This window comes from Aeromicrobium sp., from assembly GCF_037719875.1.
Classification (GTDB): domain Bacteria; phylum Actinomycetota; class Actinomycetes; order Propionibacteriales; family Nocardioidaceae; genus Aeromicrobium.
Genome location: NZ_JBBJMJ010000001.1, coordinates 1 through 14,537, shown reverse-complemented (window position 1 = coordinate 14,537; position 14,537 = coordinate 1). Strand labels below are relative to the sequence as shown.

Genomic DNA, 14,537 nt, shown 5'->3' with positions numbered 1-14,537 from the left:
CTAGAGGACCTCGACGCGGCAGAGAAGGAGCAGGCGCTGATTCAGCATGATGTGCCTAGGCTAGCAGCATGAACACTGAGACCCCTGCGGGTTCCTACGTCGAACCGGGCAAGGAGTTCGACCGGGACATGGACTACATCCCGGACCGGATCACCCGCGATGCGCGCGTCCCCCCGTCGCTGGGCTCGCGGGAGGCGCCCCCAACCTGGCCGGTCGAGCCTGGGCGCTACCGGCTGATCGTTGCCCGCGCGTGCCCCTGGGCCAACCGCTCGATCATCGTCCGGAGGCTGCTCGGGCTCGAGGACGCCATCTCGATCGGTTACTGCGGCCCGACCCACGATGAACGCAGCTGGACCTTCGATCTCGACCCCGACGGGGTCGACCCGGTGCTCGGGATCGAGCGCATCCAGGAGGCCTACCTCGCCCGCTACCCCGACTACCCTCGCGGCATCACGGTGCCGGCGATCGTGGACGTACCGACCGGCCAGGTCGTGACCAACGACTTCCCCTCGATCACGCATGACTTCGCAACAGAGTGGACCGACTTCCACCGGGAGGGCGCCCCAGATCTGTGGCCCGCCGATCTCCGTGACGAGATGGACGACGTCATGAAGCGGATCTTCACCGAGGTCAACTACGGGGTCTACCGCTGCGGTTTCGCCGGATCGCAGGAGGCATACGAATCCGCCTACGACCGCCTGTGGACCGCGATGGACTGGTTGGAGGAGCGGCTCGCGACGCGAAGGTTCCTGATGGGCGACACCATCACCGAGGCCGACGTACGCCTGTTCACCACGCTGGCCAGGTTCGACGCGGTCTATCACGGACACTTCAAGTGCAACCGGCAAAAGCTCGTCGAGATGCCGGTCCTGTGGGCCTACGCTCGCGACCTCTTCCAGACCCCCGGCTTCGGCGAGACGATCGACTTCGACCAGATCAAGCGCCACTACTACGTCGTGCACGCCGACATCAATCCCACCGGGATCGTGCCGATGGGGCCCGAGCCCGCCGTGTGGCTGACGCCCCACCACCGCGAGTCACTCGGCGGCCGGCCGTTCGGCAATGGATCGGCGCCCCTGACCGAGCGCTGAGCCGGCGCGACGCATGATGTCAACGATGACCTCGGTCTTGGCGTCGGCATAGTCATTCATGTCATCCCACTCGCGATCTGAGAGGGCTCTCTTGACGTCTTCATAGCGTTGTCGGTCAGCTGGATGTGTGCGAAGCCAGTCGCGGAACACGAGGTGTCGCCACTCCCAGTCACTGCCGACTGCACAGACGTGGAGGTGCACGTCCAGCTCTGGGGTGCGCAGCATGCGGTGCCCAGCCTCACGGACTCGCAGGGCATAGCCTGCCTCCTCCAGATCGGGGAGAAAGGCGGGCTCGTCTTCCGGATCGGCAACGCTCAGGTCGATGTCGATGATCGGCTTGGCAGCGAGACCCGGCACGCTTGTCGAGCCGATGTGGTCGATCCGGAGGGCCAGATCGCCCAAGGCGTTCAGGATGCGCGTCCGCTCAATATCGAAGCGATCGGTCCAGGTCGGGTCATGATCCACGATGATGATGTCGCGCTTCTCCCGGCCGCCGACCAGCTCGACGTCGTGATGCGGTGGGCGCATGCTGACCTGCCTAGGTCGCGAGCGGGACGGGTGCGCTCGCGCTGGACGTGTAGGACCGGCGTCCGGACAGTGACCTCGGCAGCGCGATCGCTCGCCACCGCTCCTGCCGGGTCGCATCCACCTCCAGCGACGCGATCACAGCGCGCAGGTCGTCCACACCATCGCCATCCTGCGCCGCGGCCCGCGCAAATCGGGCCCGCTCGACCCGCCTGAGCAACCGGTCCAACGCCTCCTGGTCGATTCCGCGTCTCTCACTGAGTCGTCCGGCGAATCCACGCGGTGTCTCCGAGAGCGAGAAGGCGACGCCGAAGTCACGGGCGGTGTCCTCGAGCTCGCGCCAGATCGGTTCGATCGAGGTGTCGGCATGACTGAGCCGCCAGCGACGCCGCGACCGCCGAATCAGCCACGGGGCGCCCAGCAGGACGACCAGTCCAGCGACCGTGATCAGCGCCGTGCGGGGAGCGGTCTGCGAGGACTGCGTGCTGGTCTGGGTCGTGCTGTCGAACCGGTTGGCTCCCTCAGGGGCGGCGAGTTGCTCGGGATCCCGTACCTCGCCATCCTCGGGTGCAGTCGCCGAGGATCCGGGCTCCTTGAACGCGGTCGCCGAGCCGACACCCGGGGTGGGCTCGAACTTGATCCACCCCGCGCCCTCGAAATAGATCTCGGTCCAGGCGTGGAGGTCGTCGGAGGTGGCTTCGTAGACGTTGCGACCGCTCCTGATCGAGTCGACGCTGCCGGGTGCATAGCCGACCGCAATCCGCGAGGGGATGTCCAGGGTCCGCGCCATGACGGCCATCGCCGAGGAGAAGTGCACGCAGTATCCGGACTTCTTGTCGAGGAACTCTGCGATGACGTCGACCCCGTTGCCGTCGTAGTCCTCGGCGACCGGGGCGGTCTCGGAGTAGGTGAACCCTCCGTCGCGGAGATAGTCCTGCAGCGCCAACACCCGGTCGTACTGGTTGTCGGCGTCGGCCGTCACCTCGCGAGCCGTCTCCTCGATGACTGCCGGAATCCTCTTGGGGAGTGCGACCTCATCCTTCAGCTGGATGCCGACATCGGTCGACAGCGCGCGCATCTGGTTGGCGGTCGGCCGCACGTCCAGGCTCGTGACGGAATACTTCTGCCCGCGAGTGTCGTCGTTCCTCGAGGTCAACGTCAGCCCGAACTTGTCCCGCACCCACCGGCCGTCGAGTCCGGAGACCTCATAGAGCGGATAGGGCACCGGGAGCATGTCGCTACGCAGGTTCCTGATCGTGATGGTGGTCGACACCCTTTCGGCGCTGATGTTGGGATCGATCGCGAACTCGCCCTCAAGGGCACCGAGTCGTCCGTTCGAGCCGGGCCGCCAGGTCTTGCCGGTGAAGTCGCGGAGCGTCGCGACCTTGAGGTAGGGAGCTTCGTCGAGCCCCGTCGTGTATGTCAGGGCGGTCGAGGTGCCGTTGCGCCGAAGATTCTGGCCCAGCTCGAGCATCGGGTTGATTCCCCGTCCGAACACCGCGGCCGGAGGCTTGCCCCACGATGCCGCGACCGCACTGACGTCCGGCGAGATGATCGGGAACGCCACGGCCGCCGCGAGTGCGGCCGTCGCGAGGACCACTGCCGGTCCCCCCTGCCGCCGGATGGCCCCGTTGCCAAGAGTCGTCCGCGATCGCAGGATCACCAACCACAGGGCCGCGACCGCGACGAAAAGCCATACCGACGGGGTGTCGCCCGAGATCAGGGCGGGGGTCGCAAAGACCGCCACCAACAGGACACCGATCGCGGCGGCTGCTCGCCGGCTGGCGAGCAGCGTGTCCGCAACGATCACGAGCAGGCCGAACGAGCTGGCGATGAGGAGCACGACCGGTCTGGCCGCGGCGACCGGCGCCTGCTCCTCGACGATGATCTCCTGCGCCGCGGACGCCAGGCTGCCGAGCCCGCGGAACGTGTCGATCGTGGGGACGAAGACGAGCAGGGTCTCGGGGACGAAGATCCACGCCAGCGCGAGCAGCTCGACCAGGAGGGCAACCGGTGCGACCCAGCGCATTCCGACCGCTCGTAGGACGGCGCAGGTCAGCCCGGCGAGGGTCGCCACGAGGACCGTGGTGATCCACCAGTCGGTGCCCGACACGATGCTGCGGAAGCCCGAGAGGAGCAGCGCGAAAGCCAGGGCGATGATGACGTGGTCGAGCCACGTGTCGCGTACCGTGCGGGCGGTGCCGCGCCGGGTCGCCGGCTCAGCCCGGAGCATGAGCACGCGCTCCGTCGAATTCGGTCCACAGCGACCCGATGTCGTCGCCCGGGCGATAGGTCACGATCCGCCACCGCGCGTCGTCGAGGACGCCGAGAGCTTCGGGCGAGGTGTTGGCGGCCACGAGCGCGAGCACCGTGCGTGATGTCGCCAAGTGGCTCGCCCAGTGCTGGGCGCGCTCGACGCTGGGCCGGCCCAGCACGACGAACGCTGCGCGCTCCGGGACGACCCGGCGATCATTGTCGCGCACTTCCGGCGCGACGACCGCGAGGTCGACCATCGCATCCTCGAGGGTGTCCTCGCCGCCTGCGATGAAGTGGTCGATCGACGTGCCGTTGGACTGGAAGATCACGACGTAGCCGGCCCTGACGAGGTGCGTCGTGATCGAGGCCGCCGCGACGATGGACCACTCGAACGAAGAGGAGTACTCCCAATCGCCCTGACGATCGCGTGCCGTGCCCTGGCCGACCGGCTCACAGTCGAGGAACACCGCCGCCCGCGGGGTGAGCTGCTGCTCCTCCTGGCGGACCATCAGCTCGCCGCGGTGCGCAGTCGCCTTCCAGTGCAGTCGCTTCATGGCATCACCCGGCAGATAGCTCCGGGCGATGACGTCATCCTCACCGAGTCCGACGTGCTGGGGAGCCGGTCGGGTGGCCCCGTCCTCGCTCGTCCCTCGCGGGGCGATGGGGCGCAGATCCACCCTGCGTGGCAGCACGGTCAACAGCCCTGGCTCTCCGAAGGAGTGTCGACGAAAGACCAGGCCGAAGGGGTCGAGCACGTTGACCCGAAGCGGCCCGATCGGATGGAGCCCACGCCGCAGCCCCTGCAGGGCATACGAGAACGAGGCCCGCGAGTCGCGGCTGTGGCTGCCGCCGAGCGCCGGCAGGATGCCGCCCGCGTCGCCGGAGATCCCGTGGGGCAGGTCGTCGGACCACCTCGCCTCGAGGCACGGCAGCACCGACAGGTTGGTGATGCGCAAGGTCGCGTGGGTCATCTCCCCTGGCGGCACGACCTGGGGGGTGAACGAGCGCTCGATGCGTACGCGCGAATGGCCGACGAACACGAACACGGCCGAGAAGATCACGAGCGCGAGCATCAGGCCTGTCACATAGAGCAGGGCCGGGAGGGAGAGGATCGGAGCGGCGATGAAGGTCACGATGGCCGCGCACAGGAACCCCCCACCACGCGAGGTGAGGACGACGGAGCTCGCAGCGCGGCGAATACGGCCGGTAGAGCTGTCGGTCGGCATGTCGTTCAGCTCGGCTGCACGGCGCCGGCCGGGACCGGGGTGTTCGCGACGATGCGGGCGACGACATCGTCAGCGCTGGAGGCTCCTCGCATCGGGATCAGTCGGTGCGGCAGCACGACCGGCACGAGTGCGTCGATGTCGTCCGGCAGCACGTAGTCGCGCCCCTGCACGGCCGCGCGGGCCTTGGCGGCCCTCACGAGCTGGAGCGTCGCGCGTGGGCTAGCACCGAGCCGGAGATCGGGATCGATCCGGGTCGCCTGCGCGATGTCGACGGCATACTGCTCGACGGCCGGAGACACATAGATCGCTCGGGCCGTCGCGATCATGGCCTGCACGTCCTCGATCGAGGCCACGGACTCGAGCTCGTCGAAGGGGTTCTCGGCGTCGCGACCCTGCACCATGGCGAGCTCTGCCCGCGAGTCGGGATAGCCCATCGAGATGCGGGCCATGAAGCGGTCGCGCTGGGCCTCCGGCAGGGCGTACGTGCCCTCCATCTCATAGGGATTCTGCGTCGCGACGACCGAGAACGGGCTCGCCAGCACGTAGGTCGTGCCGTCGACCGTGACCTGCCGCTCCTCCATCGCCTCGAGGAGAGCGGACTGCGTCTTGGGCGAAGCGCGATTGATCTCATCGCCGATCACGATGTTGGCGAACACCGCGCCGGGCTTGAACTCGAACTCCCGGTCGGCCTGGTTGTAGACCGAGACGCCGGTGATGTCCGATGGCAGGAGGTCGGGCGTGAACTGGATGCGCCGCACCGAGCAGCTGACCGAGCGTCCCAGCGCCTTGGCGAGGACCGTCTTGCCCACGCCGGGGACATCCTCGATGAGCAGGTGCCCCTCGGCGAGAAACACGACCAGCGCGGCCTCTGCGGCCTCGGGCTTGCCATCGATGACCTTCTCGATGTTGGCGAGAATCGCACGAGCAACCGTCTCGAACTCCATATGTGATGGTAGGCACATCGGCACAAATGCGCAGTGTTGTCGCGGTGTACCTGGGACGACTCGCCGGAGGCCATCGACAGCCGGTCGCCGTCCAGAATCACGTGGCGTGACGGGCCCGGTTGATACTGTCCGGCCCATGGCCCGGCTGCTGATCGTCCACCACTCCCCCTCACCGAACCTGCAGAGCATCCTCGACGCTGTTGTCGCGGGAGCCTCGGACGACGCGATCGAGGGCGTTCAGGTGCTCGCACGACCGGCCCTGGAGGCGACCATTGACGATGTGTTGGAAGCCGACGGCTACATCGTCGGCACGTCGGCGAACATCGGCTACATCTCCGGAGCCGTCAAGCACTTCTTCGACACGACCTTCGACGTCGCGAGCCGAGAGACGACGAATCGCCCGTTCGGCTACTACATACACGGCCGCAGCGACACCAGCGGTGCCGAGCGCGCGATGGAGTCGATCACCACCGGACTCAAGTGGCGGCGGATCGCCGAACCGCTGTGCTTCCTCGGCGATCCTGACCAAGCGCACCTCGAAGCCGCGTACGAGCTTGGCGGCACCGTCGCCGCGACCCTGATGGACTGACCAACACACCGGCCGGGCAGGCAGCACGACGATGTCGACGTCTAGCTGGTCCAGAGTGTCACTGGTAGGGGGACGCTACTGGATCGTCCGGCTTGACTCGCGCGCCACAATGGAGACCGTGATGATCGACATCCCCGACTCCCTGCCGACGCTGTCCGCCGGCTCGCACGACTCCGATCACGGCGAGGCCTGCGTCATGGAGTATGTCTCGCTGCTCGCCGGCGAGGAGTGGAGCGACCGCCCCGAGTGCACCCATCCGATACTCGCCCACGAGGCCCGCACGACCAACGATCTGCTGCGTGACGGCGACCGTACGAGACTCGTGCCGCTGATCGGCCGGCTGTTCGGCACCACTGAGGACTCGCCGGAGCTGCGGACGAGGCTTCGCATCGCGCAGGCGCATCAGGTTGCCGCGCTGCTGGAGCCTGGCACACGCAGCCCCGTCACTCATGCCATCGAACAGGCCACGTCGTGGCTGGGTCGCGATGGCGCTGCCGACGACGTACGCGACGCCCTTGACGAGGCGATGGCGTTTCCTCGCCGTACCGGTGAGCTCGACGCGGCCCACACCGAGTTCCATCGGGGCGCGTCGCAGGTGTTGGCCTTTGTGATGTCCCCCGAGCTCGGGCCCGCCGAGGCCCACGCCACCAAGGCCCTCGTCATCGCACACCTCGTGGCCGCGTCAGGAGAGTGCCGCGCGGATTGCGGCAACGAGCCGGCACGGGCTCGGCGCATGGTCAACGATCTCGCCGGATTGATCGACGTCTACGACGCGGTGACCGGTCGCATCGCCCGTGATATCGACTCCGACCAGATCCGCGAGCTCGCCGACAGTCTCGGCTGACCTCAGCGCTTGGCGTGGGACCACTCGAGCAGCCGCTCGACGGGCCAGGTCGTGACGATGCGTGCGGCCGGGACCTGGTTGGCCGCCGCCCGCTCGGCACCGTAGTCGAGGAAGTCGAGCTGCCCCGGTGCATGTGCGTCGGTGTTGATTGCGAACAGGCACCCGTAGTCGAGCGCCATCTCGATCAGCCGGCGCGGCGGGTCACGCCGCTCGGGCCGGGAGTTGATCTCGACCGCGACGTCGAACTTCTCGCACGCGGCGAACACGATCTCCGGGTCGAAGCGTGACTCATCGCGGGCGCCGCGCCCGCCCGCCACGAGCCGACCCGTGCAATGGCCGAGCACATTGGTGTGTGGATTGCTGATCGCCGTGACCATGCGTCTGGTCATCGCGTCGCGATCCATCTTGAGCTTGGAGTGCACGCTGGCCACGACGACGTCGAGCCGCCCGAGCATCTCGTCGGTCTGGTCGAGCGCTCCGTCATCGAGGATGTCGACCTCGATGCCGCTCAGCAGCCGGAAGTCGTCCTGCTCGGCATCGACCTCGGTCACGATGTCGAGCTGCTCGGCGAGCCGCTCGGCGGTGAGCCCGTTGGCGATCGTGAGGCGTGGCGAGTGGTCGGTCAGGACCTGGTACTCCCGTCCGCGCCAGCGCGCCGCGCGAGCCATCTCCTGGATCGAGGAGCCACCATCGGACCAGTCGGAGTGGCTGTGCAGGTCGCCCCTCAGCTTGGCCCGCAGCTCCGCGCCCCCGGGTGCGAGCGGCCCCTCGCCCCGTGCGCGCAGATCAACCAGGTAGTCCGGCACCTCGCCTGCGACGACCTGGCCGATGATCCCGAACGTACGGTCACCGATCCCCTTGATCCGCTTCAGACGTCCGTCGCGCAGCTGAGTCGCGAGCTCATCGGACTCGAGGTGGTCGATCGCGGCCGCGGCCTTGCGGAATGCCTCGACCCGGTAGGACTTGGCCTGTTCCCGCTCGAGCCAGAACCCGATCTCCTTCAGCGCCGCGACTGCATCCATATGTCCTCCCTACCCCACGTGGTACGTGTGACGCGTGAGCAGCCTGTCAACGCCGGGAGCCTAATACGCTGGAGTGATGATCCGTCGACGCGTCGTGGTGCGTGGCACCGTCCAAGGTGTGTTCTTCCGCGCCTCCTGCCGTGACGAGGCATGGGCACAAGGGGTCCGTGGCTGGGTGTCGAACCGACCCGATGGTGCGGTCGAGGCCGTCTTCGAGGGCGACCGCGATGCCGTCATGACGATGGTCGCCTGGTCCGGCCACGGCCCGCCCCAGGCCGTTGTGGAGAACGTCGAGGTGACCGAGGAGGATCCGCGGGGGCTGTCCGACTTCAGTGTGCGCTGAAGAGGTGTCCGCCAGATACTCCTGCAATAGCAGACAATTCATCGACTGATTCTCTTGACCCGGCCGCGGGCCCGAGATAGACTCGAACATACGTTCTAGTCGATCGGGAGACCATGATCATCGAGCAGCTGTCGTCCTTGCCGGATGACACCAGCGCGCTCGAACCGTGGTGCCTGAGCAATGATGAGATCCGCGGACTGGCCGAGGTGGTCTTCCGGGCGCGAGCCGGGCTCGAGGAGCTTGCAACCAGGTTGGCGTCTGCAGCCGAGGACCGTGACATGCCGCGCGAGGACGGATGCACGTCCACGACGGCGTGGCTGGCAAAGATCGCCGGCATCTCGCGGACCGACGCTGCCAAGCTGGTGGCGTTGTCGCGAGTCCCGGTCTGCGACGCGGAGCCGACCCGCTCAGCGTGGTCACACGGGAGCATCACGACCGAGCAGGCCGGTGTGATCATCCGGGCGATCGAAGCACTGCCGGACTGGTTCGGCGAAGAAGAGCGCCGTGACGCCGAGCAGGTGATGCTCCAACACGCTCCCCACCTGACGATCGAGGATCTTCGCCGGCTCGGCAATCATGTCGTGGAGGTCCTGGACCCCGACGGCGCCGAGGAGATCATCGGTCGGCAGCTCGCCGAGCAGGAGAAGCGTGCCTTCGACGGCGCCCGGCTCATCATGCGGGACGACGGCCACGGCACGACCCAACTCAAGGGCCAGATCCCCACCGCCCAGGGCGCAATGCTCCGGACTGCTCTCGAAGGGCTGGCCTCGCCGCGTCGTCGGGCACACCGCATCGATCCGGACGGCCGTGGCCCGCACGGCGACCCCGCTCTGGGCCACCCTCACCACGATCAACGGATCGGGTGGGCATTCCTCGAGCTCATCGAGCACCTTCCGACCGCCGCCCTGCCCCAAGCCGGTGGTCTGCCAGCTGTCGTCACGATCGAGACCAGCCTGGACACCCTCATATCCGGGCTCGGCACAGCCGGGCTGTCGACCGGCGACGAGATTTCCGCCGGCGAGGCCCGCCGACTGGCTTGCAACGCTGGCATCATCCCCGTCGTCATGGGCGGCGACTCCACGATCCTCGACATGGCGCCAACCCGCCGCCTGCACGATCGTCATCAACGGCACGCCATCGTCAAACGCGACGGCGGATGCTGCTGGAAAGGCTGCGAACGACCACCCGCCTGGTGCGAGGTTCACCACCCCGAACCCTATGCCGGGGGCGGACCGACCACTGTCGACAACGGCGCCCTATTCTGCTTCATCCACCACCACCTCCTCCACGACGCCGACTGGCACGCCCGGCTCGCCCCCGACGGCGTCATCGAGGTCATCCCACCCGAGCGCATCGACCCCCACCAACGGCCACTACGCCACGCCCGCCACACCAAGCTCCAACCCCGCGCAGCCTGACGACCGATCCGGGAGTCAGCTGACCCGTGAATACATCCACATGTCGCGGCGAGTGTCGCCGACGACCTGCCACGAACGGAGCAGGCCCTCGCGCTCGAAGCCGGCAGCCAAGGCCGTACGGCCGGAGGCCTCGTTCCAGGGCTCGACGTAGAGCTCGAGCCGCGGGAGCGACAGCCCGGTCAGCGCCCATTCGCCCAGCGCCCGAAGAGCCAGTGCGGCATAGCCCTGACCACGATGGTCTGGCCCGATCCAGTAGCCGATCGAGGCCCGGCCGTGCTCGACATAGGTCAGGCCGATGTAACCCACAGCCAGGTCGTCGCAGGTCCGCGCGATGGCGAACGAATAGCCGACGCCGGACGGCAGCCGGCTGTTCTGCCGGGCAATGTAGTCGCGCGCCTCGGCCTCGCCCGGTGTCGACGGCACCGAGGTCGTCAGCGGGATCAGCAGGTCGTTCGACGCGGAGTTGACCAGCTCGACGTCGGCAGTGGTGAAATCGCGCAGCCGCAGGGTGCCGACCTCGATGACCGGCTGGATGATGTCCACGTCAGAATCCGAGCTTGCGGAGCTGTTTGGGGTCACGCTGCCACTCCTTGGCGACCTTGACGTGCAGGTCGAGGAACACCGGCGTTCCGAGCAGCTTCTCGATCTGCGAGCGAGAGTCGGTGCCGATCTCCCGCAGCCGGGCACCCTGCTTGCCGATGATGATGCCCTTTTGGCTGTCCCGCTCGACATAGACGTTGACCCTGACGTCGATCAGCGGCTTGTCCTCGGGCCGGTCGGCCCTGGGGACCATCTCGTCCACGACGACCGCGATCGAGTGCGGGAGCTCGTCGCGTACGCCCTCGAGCGCCGCCTCACGAATGATCTCCGCGATCAGTGTCTCCTCCGGCTCATCGGTCAGCTGCCCCTCGGGATAGAGCGCCGGCCCCGCCGGGAGGGTGCCGATCAGCAGATCGGCGAGCAGGTCGACCTGGTCGCCGGCCACGGCCGAGACCGGGATGATCTCCTGCCACTGCAGACCGGCGTCGATGCCGGCCTGCTGGATCTGGAGCAGGTGGTCGCGGAGCTTGTCGGGCTTGACCAGATCGGTCTTGGTCGCGATCGCGAACACCGGTTTGTTGCGGATCTGCGCAAGCTCACGGATCAGGAACTTGTCGCCTTCGCCGACGGTCTCGTTGGCCGGCAGGCACATGCCGATCGTGTCGACCTCCGACCAGGTCGAGCGGACCAGCGCGTTGAGGCGCTCACCGAGGAGCGTGTGCGGTTTGTGCAGACCGGGGGTGTCGATCAGGATCAGCTGCGCGTTGTCGCGGTTGACCAGCCCCCGGATCGCGTGCCGCGTCGTCTGCGGCTTGGACGAGGTGATCGCGATCTTGCCGCCGACCAGGGCATTGGTCAGTGTGGACTTGCCGGCGTTGGGTCGCCCGACGAAGCAGGCGAATCCCGATGAGAACCCGCTCACGACTCACGCACCGATCCCACGACGCCGCTGGGGTCAGCCACGAAGACGCTGATGCCGGGCCCACCCAGATCGCGTACGGACGACGTGCTGGGCGAGCCTGACTCGGTGATGACCGCCGCGCCCTCGAGACCCTTCGCCCCCGAGCAGACGGCCATCGCAACAGCGAGATCGAGTGCCTCGATCTGCAGCGATTCGAGCCGCACCGTCGACGCGGCGTAGGTGCGACCGTCGAGGTCACGCACCGCCGCGCCCTCCGCAGCTCCGACGCGCGCCCTCGAAGCACGCGCGAGTGTCACCAGCTTGGCGTCCTCAGGACTGAGTTCCATGGTCCGAACCTTTCGATGCGTCAACGTCTGTGTGCTGGTCGAGTCGACTGACGAGCACGCGGCCTATGCGGTTGCGCCGGCCGGAGGGTCCCTCGGCCTCGAACCGCAGGCCCTCGAGCACGACGACGCTCCCCCGGATCGGGACCTTGCCGAGGTGCTTGGCCATCAGACCGCCGACGGAGTCGACGTCCTCGTCGTCGATCGGGATGTCGAAGAGATCCTCGAGGTCGTCGACCTCGAACCTCGAGCTGAGCCGCCACGAGCCGTCACCCAGCTGCTCGCTCTCGTCGGGCTCGGTGTCGTACTCATCGGTGATCTCACCCACGATCTCCTCGACGATGTCCTCGATCGTGATCATGCCTGAGGTGCCACCGAACTCATCGACGACAATCGCGACGTGCATGCGTTCGGCCTGCATCTCCTTGAGCAGATCGTCGGCGTGCTTGGTGTCCGGCACGAAGAGGCACGGCCGCGCTATCGAGTCGATCCGCTCGGTCGTCTCGGCGATCTGGTTGTCGAACACCCGCTTGGTGATGTCCTTGAGGTAGGCCATCCCGACGACGTCATCGAGATTTTCACCGATGACCGGTATGCGGGAGTAGCCGCTGCGAAGCGCCAGTGACATGGCCTGACGCAGCGTCTTGTGGCGTTCGATGAACACCAGGTCGGTGCGCGGCACCATGACCTCGCGCGCGATCGTCTCTCCGAGCTCGAAGACTGACTGCAGCATCTTGCCCTCGTCGGACTCGATGATCGAGCTCGCGGCGGCCAGGTCGACCAGCTCACGAACCTCTACCTCCGAGGCAAACGGGCCCTCGCGGAACCCCTTGCCCGGCGTCACAGCGTTGCCGAGGAGGATCAGCGTCTGCGGGAGCGGGCCGAGCAGGCGCGTCAGGCCGATGACCGGCAGTGCCGACGCGAGCGCGACCGACTCGGAGTGTTGACGGCCGAGCGTACGGGGGCCGACGCCGATCAGGACGAAGCTGACCACGACCATGATCGCCACCGCGACGGCGAAGCGTCGCCACAGGCCATCCACCTCGTCGGCGACCACGAGGGCAACCAGCACGACACTCGAGGTCTCGGCGAGGATGCGTACGAGCAGGACCGAGTTGAGATAGGCCGCGGGGTCCTCGAGGATGCGCACGAGTCGCCCGGCGCCACCGCGGCCATGGTCCTCGAGCTCCTCGGCGCGGGCCTTGGAGAATGCCGAGATGGCGGCGTCGACGCTGGCCAGGAGGCCTGCAACCAGCGCGAGGGCCACCGAGACCGTGATCGGTAGCCAGCTCATCGTGGGCCCGTCACGGCTGCTCGGGATCCTTGCCCGCGGCGGCCTGCTGCCACTCCAGCAGCAGCCGTCCCTGGATGCCGAACATCGCCTGGTGCTCCTCGGGCTCCGCGTGGTCATAGCCGAGGAGGTGCAGGATGCCATGGACGGTCAACAGGTCGATCTCGTCCTGTGCCGTGTGCCCGGCTGCCGGCGCCTGCTGCTCGGCGACCTGCGGGCAGAGGGCGATGTCGCCGAGATAGCCCTCCGGGCTCTCGGCACCATCACGCCCCGGCGTGAGCTCGTCCATCGGGAACGACAGGACGTCGGTCGGACCCTTCTTGCCCATCCACTGCTCGTTGAGCACGGCGATGGTGTCGGAGTCGATGAGCCGGACGGTCAGCTCGGTCGCAGGATGAAGTCGCATCCGCCGCATCGTGAAGCGGCACAGCCGGGTCAGGCCGACGACATCGACGTCGACACCGGACTCATTGAGTACGTCGACGTTCATGGGTGTCTGCACCCGCTTCGGTCTCGAACTCGTCGTAGGCGGCGACGATTCGCCCAACCAGCTTGTGGCGCACGACGTCCTGCGCGGTCAGCCGCGAGAAGTGGATGTCGCGCACATCGTCGAGGATGCCCTGGACGACGCGCAGCCCGCTCTTGGCGCTGGAGGGAAGATCGACCTGGGTGACGTCTCCGGTCACGACCATCTTCGAGCCGAAGCCGAGGCGGGTCAGGAACATCTTCATCTGCTCCTGAGTCGTGTTCTGCGCCTCGTCGAGGATGATGAACGCGTCGTTGAGCGTGCGACCGCGCATGTAGGCAAGCGGGGCCACCTCGATGACACCCGACGCGAGCAGCTTGGGGATCGACTCGGGGTCGATCATGTCGTGCAGGGCGTCGTAGAGCGGCCGGAGATAGGGGTCGATCTTTTCTCCGAGCGTCCCAGGAAGGAACCCGAGGTGCTCTCCGGCCTCGACTGCGGGCCGGGTCAAGATGATGCGGGTGACCTCCTTGGCCTGCAGCGCCTGGACGGCCTTGGCCATCGCGAGATAGGTCTTGCCGGTGCCAGCCGGGCCGATGCCGAACACGATGGTGTGCTTGTCGATCGCATCGACATAGCGCTTCTGGTTGACCGTCTTGGGCCGAATCGTGCGGCCGCGGCTGGACAAGATGTTGAGGCTCAGGACCTCAGCCGGCTTCTCCTCGGTCTCGGTGAGC

General features: G+C 67.3%; 16 protein-coding genes. 5 read left to right on the top strand and 11 right to left on the bottom strand.

Annotation, left to right across the window (positions count from 1 at the left end; translation table 11 throughout):
* Window positions 1–68 precede the first annotated feature (68 nt).
* Window positions 69–1,091 carry a glutathione S-transferase C-terminal domain-containing protein gene (locus tag WKF39_RS00080; protein WP_340384698.1) on the top strand — a complete coding sequence of 341 codons (1,023 nt, stop codon included), beginning with the start codon at window positions 69–71 and terminating at the stop codon, window positions 1,089–1,091.
* Here WKF39_RS00080 and WKF39_RS00075 read toward each other — a convergent pair.
* The 4 genes from WKF39_RS00075 to WKF39_RS00060 are packed head-to-tail and all read right to left on the bottom strand — an operon-like array spanning window position 1,038 to window position 6,042.
* Window positions 1,038–1,619 (bottom strand): GrpB family protein, encoded by a 582-nt coding sequence (locus tag WKF39_RS00075; RefSeq protein WP_340384696.1) that lies wholly within the window; start codon window positions 1,617–1,619, stop codon window positions 1,038–1,040. The two genes, WKF39_RS00080 and WKF39_RS00075, sit on opposite strands and share 54 nt — an antisense overlap.
* A 10-nt stretch (window positions 1,620–1,629) precedes the next feature.
* A complete protein-coding gene (locus WKF39_RS00070) occupies window positions 1,630–3,849 on the bottom strand; it encodes a DUF3488 and transglutaminase-like domain-containing protein (RefSeq protein WP_340384694.1) in 2,220 nt (739 codons plus the stop codon).
* Entirely contained in the window at window positions 3,836–5,098 is a 1,263-nt protein-coding gene (locus WKF39_RS00065; RefSeq protein ID WP_340384692.1) for a DUF58 domain-containing protein, read from the bottom strand. Before WKF39_RS00065 ends, WKF39_RS00070 begins: the two co-directional genes overlap by 14 nt.
* Before the next feature lie 5 nt (window positions 5,099–5,103).
* Window positions 5,104–6,042, bottom strand: coding sequence for an AAA family ATPase (locus WKF39_RS00060; RefSeq protein WP_340384690.1), 939 nt, complete (start codon window positions 6,040–6,042; stop codon window positions 5,104–5,106).
* A 136-nt stretch (window positions 6,043–6,178) separates the two neighbouring features.
* Between WKF39_RS00060 and WKF39_RS00055 the strand changes: the two genes are divergently transcribed.
* Together WKF39_RS00055 and WKF39_RS00050 are read left to right on the top strand one after the other, a co-directional pair.
* Entirely contained in the window at window positions 6,179–6,631 is a 453-nt protein-coding gene (locus WKF39_RS00055; RefSeq protein ID WP_340384688.1) for a hypothetical protein, read from the top strand.
* A gap of 118 nt (window positions 6,632–6,749) precedes the next feature.
* Complete coding sequence (locus tag WKF39_RS00050; protein ID WP_340384685.1) at window positions 6,750–7,475, top strand: hypothetical protein; 726 nt, start codon at window positions 6,750–6,752, stop codon at window positions 7,473–7,475.
* A gap of 2 nt (window positions 7,476–7,477) precedes the next feature.
* On the opposite strand, the gene WKF39_RS00045 is transcribed toward WKF39_RS00050, so the two are convergent.
* Window positions 7,478–8,497, bottom strand: coding sequence for a PHP domain-containing protein (locus WKF39_RS00045; protein ID WP_340384683.1), 1,020 nt, complete (start codon window positions 8,495–8,497; stop codon window positions 7,478–7,480).
* Between the two features lie 76 nt (window positions 8,498–8,573).
* On the opposite strand from WKF39_RS00045, the gene WKF39_RS00040 reads away from it, so the two are divergent.
* Both WKF39_RS00040 and WKF39_RS00035 read left to right on the top strand, forming a co-directional pair.
* On the top strand, window positions 8,574–8,840 hold the full coding sequence (locus WKF39_RS00040; RefSeq protein WP_340384681.1) for an acylphosphatase: 267 nt from the start codon (window positions 8,574–8,576) through the stop codon (window positions 8,838–8,840).
* 113 nt (window positions 8,841–8,953) lie between these two features.
* Window positions 8,954–10,258 (top strand): DUF222 domain-containing protein, encoded by a 1,305-nt coding sequence (locus WKF39_RS00035; protein ID WP_340384679.1) that lies wholly within the window; start codon window positions 8,954–8,956, stop codon window positions 10,256–10,258.
* 15 nt (window positions 10,259–10,273) lie between these two features.
* On the opposite strand, the gene WKF39_RS00030 is transcribed toward WKF39_RS00035, so the two are convergent.
* From WKF39_RS00030 to WKF39_RS00005, 6 genes are all read right to left on the bottom strand, one after another.
* Complete coding sequence (locus WKF39_RS00030) at window positions 10,274–10,801, bottom strand: GNAT family protein (RefSeq protein ID WP_340384677.1); 528 nt, start codon at window positions 10,799–10,801, stop codon at window positions 10,274–10,276.
* Between the two features lies 1 nt (window position 10,802).
* Window positions 10,803–11,720, bottom strand: coding sequence for a GTPase Era (gene era / locus WKF39_RS00025; RefSeq protein WP_340384675.1), 918 nt, complete (start codon window positions 11,718–11,720; stop codon window positions 10,803–10,805).
* Window positions 11,717–12,046 carry a cytidine deaminase gene (locus tag WKF39_RS00020; protein WP_340384673.1) on the bottom strand — a complete coding sequence of 110 codons (330 nt, stop codon included), beginning with the start codon at window positions 12,044–12,046 and terminating at the stop codon, window positions 11,717–11,719. Before WKF39_RS00020 ends, era begins: the two co-directional genes overlap by 4 nt.
* The gene (locus WKF39_RS00015; protein ID WP_340384671.1) at window positions 12,030–13,337 is read right to left on the bottom strand and encodes a hemolysin family protein; all 1,308 of its coding nucleotides are present in this window, start codon (window positions 13,335–13,337) and stop codon (window positions 12,030–12,032) included. Before WKF39_RS00015 ends, WKF39_RS00020 begins: the two co-directional genes overlap by 17 nt.
* Before the next feature lie 10 nt (window positions 13,338–13,347).
* A complete protein-coding gene (gene ybeY / locus WKF39_RS00010) occupies window positions 13,348–13,824 on the bottom strand; it encodes an rRNA maturation RNase YbeY (RefSeq protein WP_340384669.1) in 477 nt (158 codons plus the stop codon).
* Window positions 13,802–14,537, bottom strand: a 736-nt coding sequence (locus WKF39_RS00005) for a PhoH family protein (protein WP_340384667.1), incomplete at its 5' end; no start/stop codon positions are given. The genes WKF39_RS00005 and ybeY, both read right to left, overlap by 23 nt.

Excerpts from the sequence above, each read along its gene's own strand:
- WKF39_RS00080 (WP_340384698.1), top strand. The coding sequence starts at position 69 with ATGAACACTGAGACCCCTGCGGGTTCCTACGTCGAACCGGGCAAGGAG.
- WKF39_RS00075 (WP_340384696.1), bottom strand. The coding sequence starts at position 1,619 with ATGCGCCCACCGCATCACGACGTCGAGCTGGTCGGCGGCCGGGAGAAG.
- WKF39_RS00070 (WP_340384694.1), bottom strand. The coding sequence starts at position 3,849 with ATGCTCCGGGCTGAGCCGGCGACCCGGCGCGGCACCGCCCGCACGGTA.
- WKF39_RS00065 (WP_340384692.1), bottom strand. The coding sequence starts at position 5,098 with ATGCCGACCGACAGCTCTACCGGCCGTATTCGCCGCGCTGCGAGCTCC.
- WKF39_RS00060 (WP_340384690.1), bottom strand. The coding sequence starts at position 6,042 with ATGGAGTTCGAGACGGTTGCTCGTGCGATTCTCGCCAACATCGAGAAG.
- WKF39_RS00055 (WP_340384688.1), top strand. The coding sequence starts at position 6,179 with ATGGCCCGGCTGCTGATCGTCCACCACTCCCCCTCACCGAACCTGCAG.
- WKF39_RS00045 (WP_340384683.1), bottom strand. The coding sequence starts at position 8,497 with ATGGATGCAGTCGCGGCGCTGAAGGAGATCGGGTTCTGGCTCGAGCGG.
- WKF39_RS00040 (WP_340384681.1), top strand. The coding sequence starts at position 8,574 with ATGATCCGTCGACGCGTCGTGGTGCGTGGCACCGTCCAAGGTGTGTTC.
- WKF39_RS00035 (WP_340384679.1), top strand. The coding sequence starts at position 8,954 with ATGATCATCGAGCAGCTGTCGTCCTTGCCGGATGACACCAGCGCGCTC.
- WKF39_RS00020 (WP_340384673.1), bottom strand. The coding sequence starts at position 12,046 with ATGGAACTCAGTCCTGAGGACGCCAAGCTGGTGACACTCGCGCGTGCT.
- WKF39_RS00015 (WP_340384671.1), bottom strand. The coding sequence starts at position 13,337 with ATGAGCTGGCTACCGATCACGGTCTCGGTGGCCCTCGCGCTGGTTGCA.
- ybeY (WP_340384669.1), bottom strand. The coding sequence starts at position 13,824 with ATGAACGTCGACGTACTCAATGAGTCCGGTGTCGACGTCGATGTCGTC.